The following is an 8,333-nucleotide window of genomic DNA, read 5'->3' on the forward strand; positions in this document are numbered from 1 at the left end:
TGTACCAAGTCAATAGTTGGTGTCTTACGGGCTGGTGTTGTTACATCCACTGGTTGTGATGGTTTCTTGTTCGGTTCTGTTACTTTACCTTTACCTGGCACAGCACCTTTCGGAAGCTTGTCATTTGGTACTTCACCTGAACCATTGTCACCAATTGTTACTGTGATTGTTGTTCCATTTTCTCCTGGAATTTCTACCTTAGTTCCTGATGGGTAAGTTGTTCCATCTGGTTTCTTAGGTGTTACAATCGCATTTCCATTTGGTTGTTGAGCAATTTCAATCTTACCTGGTGTTTCAGTCGTTGGCGTTGCTGGTGTTACCTTAGCTGGTGTTGTTACATTAGGAACTTCTACAGCTGCTTTACCTGGTTCTGTAATCTTAGCCTTACCTACAACCGTAGTATCTGGTAATTGATCATTTGGAACCTTAGCTGAACCATCTGCTCCAATCGTCACTTTAATTGGACGACCATCCTTACCTGGAAGTTCTACCATTGTTCCTTCTGGATAAGTTGAGCCATCTGGTTTCTTAGGTGTTACTGTAACGTCACCTGTAGTAGGATCTTGTACCAAGTCAATAGTTGCTACTAGAGAATTTGCAACTTTTGGATCTGTGCCATTTGCTTTTTCATCTGCATCTGAGATACCATCGTTGTCATCATCTGGATCCGTTACATCTGGAATACCATCGCCATCTGTATCACGTTGGATAGTTACTGGAACGCTGACGGTTACTTCATCTTTACCATTCTTAATTTTGACTGGAATCGTAATCTTACGTTCTTCTTCGTCTTTGCCCCAATCAGTAACAGTTGGTGTACCTGTCAACTTGCCTTCGCCGTCAACTGTCAAACCATTGACTGGCTTGTCTGTTGTAATAGTTGAACCTGGTTTGTTAGCTGTTACAACTGTAGTTGGAGTAACTGGTGTTTTCTCCTTAACTGCTGATGGTGCTGTGACTGTGCCGGCTAGAGAATCTGATACCTTAACCTTAACTGGTACTTCTTCACTTGATCCATCTGGATAGCTTACAACAACCACTGCAGATACAGTTTTTCCATCTTGGCTAGTATCTGGAGTTTTTTTCCAGCGATAGCTAGTGTTTGTTGGTAGGTCTTGCTTGTTACTGATACTATCCGCTGCTGCAGGAACCGCATTTTTAGAAACTGTTTGGTCTTTTCCTTTTGGATTGTACTTAGCTGCTTGATCCTGAACAGTAATGGTGATTGTTTTTGTCGTAACTGCACCATCTTTATCATAGGCTTTAATGGTTACTTTGAATGCGCCTGGATTTCCTGTTGGTGTACCTGTAATTTGACCATTCTTATAAGTCAAGCCTGCTGGTAAACCTGTTACTTCTACTGGATTTTTTTCACGTAAACCTCGTCCGCCTTCATTATCCGCCACGGTTACTTTGATTGGACTGATTGGTTCATTTTTGGTAACAGTCGCTCCATTTGCTGTAATAGTTGGTCCTGTTACGTCTTTTACAGTGACTGGAACTGTCACTTCTTCACTTGATCCATCTGGATAAGTAACTTTTACAACTGCATTTCCAGCTGAACCGGCTGTGTTTGTTGAAGTTGGTTTACTTTGTACTGTTAGTGTTCCTGGACCAACGTTTTTCACTTTTGCTTTTACTGCATCATCTGAAATGGTTTGTCCTTGGTTTACTGTTAGGGGTTCGCCTACTGGATTATACTTGTCTTTTTGCGCTTGTACTACAATATCAATTGTCTCTGTAGTAACATTTCCGTTCTTATCATAGGCTTTAATAGTGACGCGAGATGTACCCGGATTTCCTGTCGGTGTCCCTGTAATCTTGCCATTTTCATATTTTAATCCTTGTGGTAAATTGCTTACCTCTATTGGATTATTGTCACGCAAGCCAACTCCACCTGTATTATCTACAGCTGTTACAGGGATTGGAGTAATTGGTTCGTTTTTAGTTACTGTAGCATCTGCTGCTGTAATGGTTGGCCCCGTCTTATCACCAGCTGTGACAGTGAAAGTAAAGGTCACAGGTTTTGCTTGGTTCCCCGCACCATCAGTAGCCTTGAAGGTAATTGTCTGCGTTTTACCAACATCTTCTGGTAGGGCTTTAAGGGTGATTTTTCTGATTTGTTTAGTCTCTGTACTTCCTTTTGCTTCTGTAAATGCTTGCGCTTTAATAAACCTATCACCGTATTTGGCTATCAAATCACTAAGATCCAGCTTAGCCTTCTTATCATCCGTCGCTGTAACTGTAAATGTTGCCTCTTGACCTTCTGTTACCGTTTGGCTTGCTGGTGTGATGGTCAAGGTTGGGGCTTGTTTGTCTGGTGCTTCTGTTGGTGTTACAGCGTCACTTCGTTCTGATTTCACCTCTCCACCATTGTTAACAATGGTTTCAGCAGTAATAGGAGAACCTGGTAAAGCTCCTTCAACTGTAACGGTTGCAGTCTCTCCATCAGTTGTTCCAGTTCCGATCAGCTTAGTTCCATCGTAAATATTAACTTTAGAACCTTTTGGCACTCCACTTCCTACATTCACTGTAAGTTTTTGTCCAGTGAGACCTTTCTTGTTTTCAAAGTCTGAAATAGTCGGTTTTTTAGGTCTAACGTTTAATGTAACTGTTCCATCTGAACCTGAGTTGGTATTTTCTGATGATGAACCATCTTTGTAGGTAGCGATTACTTTATAAGTAAAGACTCCAGCTTGATCTGTACTTGGTTTACGATTATTTTGCCAGTTCCAATTCATTCCTGATGGGAAGTCTTTACCACTTTTTGAAGTGATATAGCCATCACCTACAGGATTATTGGTATCTTTAAGACTATCTCCCACCGTTTTGGTGTGTGAACTACCTTTGATAGGGTAGGTTTCTGCCTCTGTGGTCGTCTCTAACCTAGCACCCATTGCCCCCACAATATATGACTGATGAGTAAACTTTCCGAAAGTTGTTGTAGCAGCATAGACACGGCCGTATCGAGCAGCCTCATCAGCAGTGACATCGTTTCTAAGTTTAATCTTCGCATGCATATGAACAGCATAAGGAAGACTTGATGGTCCAATTCTAGTTCCCAAATAATACGATAACTTCGGATATTGATTATTTTTATCTTTTGTAAGAACATTCAGAGTAGAATTATATTGATTATCCTTGAATACATCCCATCTCTGTCCATCACGGGTTACTCCTGAAGATGGATCATAGAAAGATATTCTATCATTATGAAAGATGTCATTCTTCTGATACCACGGACTAGAGATGTAAGCTGTATTGCCATACGGTCGAAATCCGTTAGTTCCATCAGAAAGTCTTTTACCACCAGTATTTTCGTATCGAGTGAAACCCAAGTCTTTTACAATATTACCAGAATCCATGATGTTAAAAGGAGCTTGGAAATAATATTGTTGATTATATGATCTAGTCGTCATAGATTTTCCATCGTTATTGAAGAAGACATCGTAGACCATCCATTTACCTTCACTGTCTTCCTGATATTTTGCTCTGATTACTGTCTTATTTTCAGTAAATTCCCGGTCATCATTTCTTGTAGTTTTACCATTGTTAGTCTTTGGATCAACAGAAGCAAAGTATCTGACATCAGACAAAGCACCTTCGTTAACAGTACCCGGGACAGATTCCAGAGCCCTCTTAGATCTTCTAGATCTCTTAGGTTTATCTTCTGCTCCAGATGCAGAAGCAGCCCTGTCTGAACCCTCCTCCTTATGGTCGCTCCTTTCAGAAGAGGCATTTTTATCCGCTGATTCACTTGCCTGCGGCTGACTTTCTTCTTTAGAAGAACTTGATAAGACTGCCAAGTCCTTTTCCAAGTCCTCAGCAAGACTGTCAAGCTCCCCTTGACCTGCATCAGCACGGGCTAATAATTCTTTCCCTTTTTGAAGTCGCTCCTTAATAGGACTTACAACTGAAGGATCGTGCTTCGAGTCGGTAGAAAGAAGAGCACTTACCTCTTCCACTAGCTTGCTCAAGCGGCTGTTATCAACTGTAGCAGCTTTCTCTTCAGCAGGTTGAGCTTCCTTATTTGCTGAAGGCTCACTGGCTACTTCGGCTTGATTTTCATCCCTTGCCTGCCCTGCTTCAGACGACTGCTCCCCATCTTTCGGGCTAGCTAGACCAGTAGTCGATGACGACGTGTTTTGGCTTGGGCTATCTGCACTCACGACGTTGGCCCCCATAAACATAAGAGCCGCAACCGCAACAGAAGCTGCACCAAAGCTATATTTACGAATAGAGAAGCGCAAGACTTTTTCGCGTTGATGGCGCTTTACCCTACTGAGTGAATTCGATTTATCTTCCATGTTACCTCCTTAGAAGACTAATGATATAATAAAAAATAAGTTTCCCAACTCCCACTCCTTCAGAGAGTGAAGCTAGAAACAGCACCGTGATTCTTACTAGTGAGTAAATGATAGGAGATGATACTAGGTCACCCTTAAGCCTCAAGCAACTATAATATCACAGCTATCACAGCTATCACAGCTATCACAGCTATCACAGCTATCACAGCTATCACAGCTATCACAGCTATCACAGCTATCACAGCTACATTATACCACTTTGATAAAATTAGTCAACACTTATCCTGACACTTTTATCATTTTTTTCATCGCTGAATCTCACTGAAAGTTCTATAAGGAAGTTAGCCATCCATCCCTCCTAAAAATGAGATGGTTCAACTTGAGATGGTTCAACTATAGTGAAATGAAATAAGAACAGGACAAATCGGTCAGGACAGTCAAATCGATTTCTAACAATGTTTTAGAAGTAGAGGTGTCCTATTCTCGTTTCAATCTACTATAGCTTATGACGAGCCCTTCCTTTACCAGACAGATCTATAGCGAAAGGAAATAAAAACGCAACAGATTGATTAGGAAATGCAAAGCAATTTCTAAAACTGTTTTAGCAGTCGCTATCTACTATCCTAGCTTCCAGCTACTCTATCTTTGACACCGGGTTCATCTACTCTTGCCCCTATTTTTAAGCACAATAAAAGCCAGTAGACTCGAGTTCCTACTGACTTTCCTTCTCCGTGGTTTGGACTAGGCAGCCAAAACGTTGCGTCCTTTACGACGACGAGCTGCCAATACGCGACGACCATTTTTAGTTGACATACGGTTACGGAATCCGTGTTTGCGCGCACGACGAAGTTTACTTGGTTGATAAGTACGTTTCACGATGAATACCTCCTCATAGATTTTGTATTCGTTTAGCCGGCTATAAAGTGATCAGTTACTAAACATACTTTACCATTCTATCTGATTCTGTCACTTTTGTCAATAGCTCTAAGCAATTGTTTCCAGCTTTTTCTCATGTAAGCCCTATCTGCGATACTGTTTTAAGAAACGAGTCATCTTTTCTTGGATTTGGGCTAGTTCCTCGACACGAGGAAGGTAAACGATACGGAAGTGGTCTGGTTCCTGCCAGTTAAAACCGCGACCATGAACCAAGAGCACCTTTTCCTGCTTCAAGAAATCAAGGACAAACTGCTCATCATCATCGATACGGTACATATTGCGGTCGATTTTGGGGAAGATATAGAGACCCGCCTTGGGTTTAACGGCAGACAAACCTGGAATCTCTTGAATGGCATTATAGATGAAATTTCTTTGTTCATAAATCCGTCCACCAGGAAGGAGCAATTCATCGACTGATTGGTGACCACCCAAGGAGGTTTGGACGACTTGTTGGGCCAAAACGTTAGAGCAAAGGCGCATATTGGACAGCATATTGAGCCCTTCGATATAGCCTTTAACATGTGTCTTAGGTCCAGACAAGACCATCCAACCTACACGGAAACCAGCGATACGATGCGATTTTGACAGACCATTCATGCTGACACAGAAGAGATCCGGTGCCAGACTCGCCACAGGCGTATGCACATGTCCATCCATTACCATACGGTCATAGATTTCATCCGCAAAGATAATCAAATCGTTTTGACGGGCAATCTCAATAATCTCCAACAAGAGTTCCTTAGGATAAAGGGCTCCAGTTGGATTGTTTGGGTTGATAAGGACGATTGCCTTGGTATTGGAAGTGATTTTTGACTTGATGTCGTCAATATCTGGGTACCATTCTGCAGCTTCATCACAGATATAGTGAACGGCATTTCCTCCAGCTAGGCTGACAGCTGCTGTCCAGAGAGGATAGTCTGGCATTGGTACCAAGACCTCGTCTCCATTGTCCAAAAGCCCCTGCATGGACATGACAATCAACTCACTGACACCATTTCCAAGGTAGATATCATCAATATCTACGTTTGGGAATTTCTTCAATTGGCAATACTGCATGATGGCCTTACGGGCTGAGAAAATCCCTTTGGAGTCAGAATAGCCTTCACTATCACGCGCATTCATAATCAAGTCATGAATGACTTCGTCTGGCGCTGTAAAACCAAATTCTGCTGGATTTCCTGTATTCAGACGTAAAATCTTTTCTCCGTTTGCTCGCATCCGCATGGCTTCTTCCAAAACAGGACCACGGATATCATAAGCAACATGCTCTAACTTACTAGACTTGTTATATTCTTTCATCTTGTTTCCTCAATTCATCGAGATAGTAACATTATACCACTAGAAAGAGAATGCGACAAGTTTACTGAAATGTGTTACTAAAATCCTACAGAAGAAAAACCTCACTAAAAGCGAGGAAATAGAGGAGAGTTTAAAGAGAATAACTATCCACCATAATTTCTCATAGTAGAAAATAAGGTATAGGCTGCAGATGCATATAATCTCCCATCTGGAGATAATACGTCACTATCAAGAATAGCTTTTAACTGTTTGATAAATCGTTTATCACAATCAATATTCCAATATCCATTATCTCTATAACAAATATCGTGATCTTTACATGCCCAGTCTAAAATATCAATTGCATTCCCATTTCTATCATCCATTGTATGACCTGGACCACACCAATTACCATAAGTAGGAATCAAACCTCTTCTTATTCTTTTTATTACTTTATTATGAGATAGCTTCTGATTTTTATAACTTATAGCGAGTTCATTCACCATTTCTGCAAGAGTTATTGTTTCTTTATTTTCATTCTGTTCTTCCATAATATCCGTCCGAATAAAAGGAATATTCGATTCATCTAATTCAGTGTATTTTTTCAAAATAGTAATTGATTGATCTATATTATTGGAATTTTCCTGAGCTACAACAGGAATAACCATTCCAAAAGTAAACAATACAAACATCATTGTAATTATATATTTAGAACATCTCATATCAACACCTCAACTAATTTCTACATACCAAAAGATAAACCTAGAAAAAGCAAGCCTAAAAAGGAGTCATAGAGAAGATTGAACATGAGGAAAAGCCCCCATATCATCAAGTAATCCCAGCGACCACTTCTTTTAGCGACTAGGAATAATACCAAATGGTAGAGTAAATGAAAGACTAAAAAGCCAACAAAACCTGGATAAAGAAGCGGAATCAACCTATCTAATTGCCAGATCATGATCACTTCTACCAAGACCGAAGCTAAGATGATTCCATAATAAAGGAAATTTATTTTTTTTGATTCTTGAAAAGAGTTTTTCATAACCACTCCTCTCCAATATATTCTATCTTTACTCTCACTCTTTTTATATATTTTAACATATATACATACATATGTCAAGCGCTAACATTTTTTGAAAAATACTTTTTTTGCTTTACTTCTATAGTGAAAAGGTTTACAATTGTAGTAAGAAAATTTCAGGAGGTTTCATTATGACACAACGTTACCAAAATATCATGGTCGCAATCGATGGTTCTAAGGAAGCAGACTTGGCTTTTGTCAAGGGAGTTCATTCTGCTCTACGAAACGACGCTAAACTCACCATCGCCCATGTCATTGACACACGCGCTCTCCAAAGCGTATCCACCTTTGATGCTGAAGTTTACGAACAACTCCAAGTCGACGCTGAAAGTCTGATGAAAGAGTACGAAAAACGTGCTAAAGATGCTGGTGTGGCAGATGTTCATATCGTCATTGAAATGGGAAATCCAAAGACCCTACTAGCACGTACTATTCCCGATACTGAAGAAGTGGACCTCATCCTCCTTGGCGCAACCGGTCTCAACGCCTTTGAACGCCTCTTGGTCGGCTCTTCATCTGAATACATCCTCCGCCATGCTAAGGTCGATTTGCTGGTGGTGAGAGAACAAGAGAAAACCTTATAATTACAAAGAAAAGGAGCTCAGCGCTCCTTTTTGTTTACTATTTATACTCTTCGAAAATCTCTTCAAACCACGTCAACGTCGCCTTGCCGTAGGTATGGTTACTGACTTCGTCAGTTCTATCCACAACCTCAAAACAGTGTTTTGAGC

6 protein-coding genes are annotated in these 8,333 nt (G+C 40.6%); 1 reads left to right on the forward strand and 5 read right to left on the reverse strand.

All coding sequences use genetic code 11. The annotated features are described in order from the left end of the window. From HT701_RS02055 to HT701_RS02075, 5 genes are all read right to left on the reverse strand, one after another. Positions 1-4,307 (reverse strand): Rib/alpha-like domain-containing protein (locus tag HT701_RS02055; RefSeq protein ID WP_172931165.1); only part of this gene is annotated, 4,307 nt, incomplete at its 3' end. A gap of 741 nt (positions 4,308-5,048) precedes the next feature. Next, positions 5,049-5,183: a 50S ribosomal protein L34 gene (gene rpmH / locus HT701_RS02060; protein ID WP_000831907.1), complete on the reverse strand. Its 135-nt coding sequence runs from the start codon at positions 5,181-5,183 to the stop codon at positions 5,049-5,051. A 144-nt stretch (positions 5,184-5,327) separates the two neighbouring features. Then, on the reverse strand, positions 5,328-6,542 hold the full coding sequence (locus tag HT701_RS02065; RefSeq protein ID WP_172931166.1) for a pyridoxal phosphate-dependent aminotransferase: 1,215 nt from the start codon (positions 6,540-6,542) through the stop codon (positions 5,328-5,330). Between the two features lie 143 nt (positions 6,543-6,685). Beyond that, positions 6,686-7,243: a hypothetical protein gene (locus tag HT701_RS02070; protein WP_001203814.1), complete on the reverse strand. Its 558-nt coding sequence runs from the start codon at positions 7,241-7,243 to the stop codon at positions 6,686-6,688. Between the two features lie 20 nt (positions 7,244-7,263). Then, positions 7,264-7,563 (reverse strand): hypothetical protein, encoded by a 300-nt coding sequence (locus tag HT701_RS02075; protein WP_000797852.1) that lies wholly within the window; start codon positions 7,561-7,563, stop codon positions 7,264-7,266. A gap of 170 nt (positions 7,564-7,733) precedes the next feature. Here HT701_RS02075 and HT701_RS02080 point away from each other — a divergent pair, with 170 nt between their 5' ends. Continuing rightward, positions 7,734-8,186: a universal stress protein gene (locus HT701_RS02080; RefSeq protein ID WP_050302896.1), complete on the forward strand. Its 453-nt coding sequence runs from the start codon at positions 7,734-7,736 to the stop codon at positions 8,184-8,186. The last annotated feature ends 147 nt before the right edge of the window (positions 8,187-8,333 follow it).

This window comes from Streptococcus sp. 10824 (assembly GCF_013276595.1).
Taxonomy (GTDB): Bacteria; Bacillota; Bacilli; order Lactobacillales; family Streptococcaceae; genus Streptococcus; species Streptococcus pseudopneumoniae.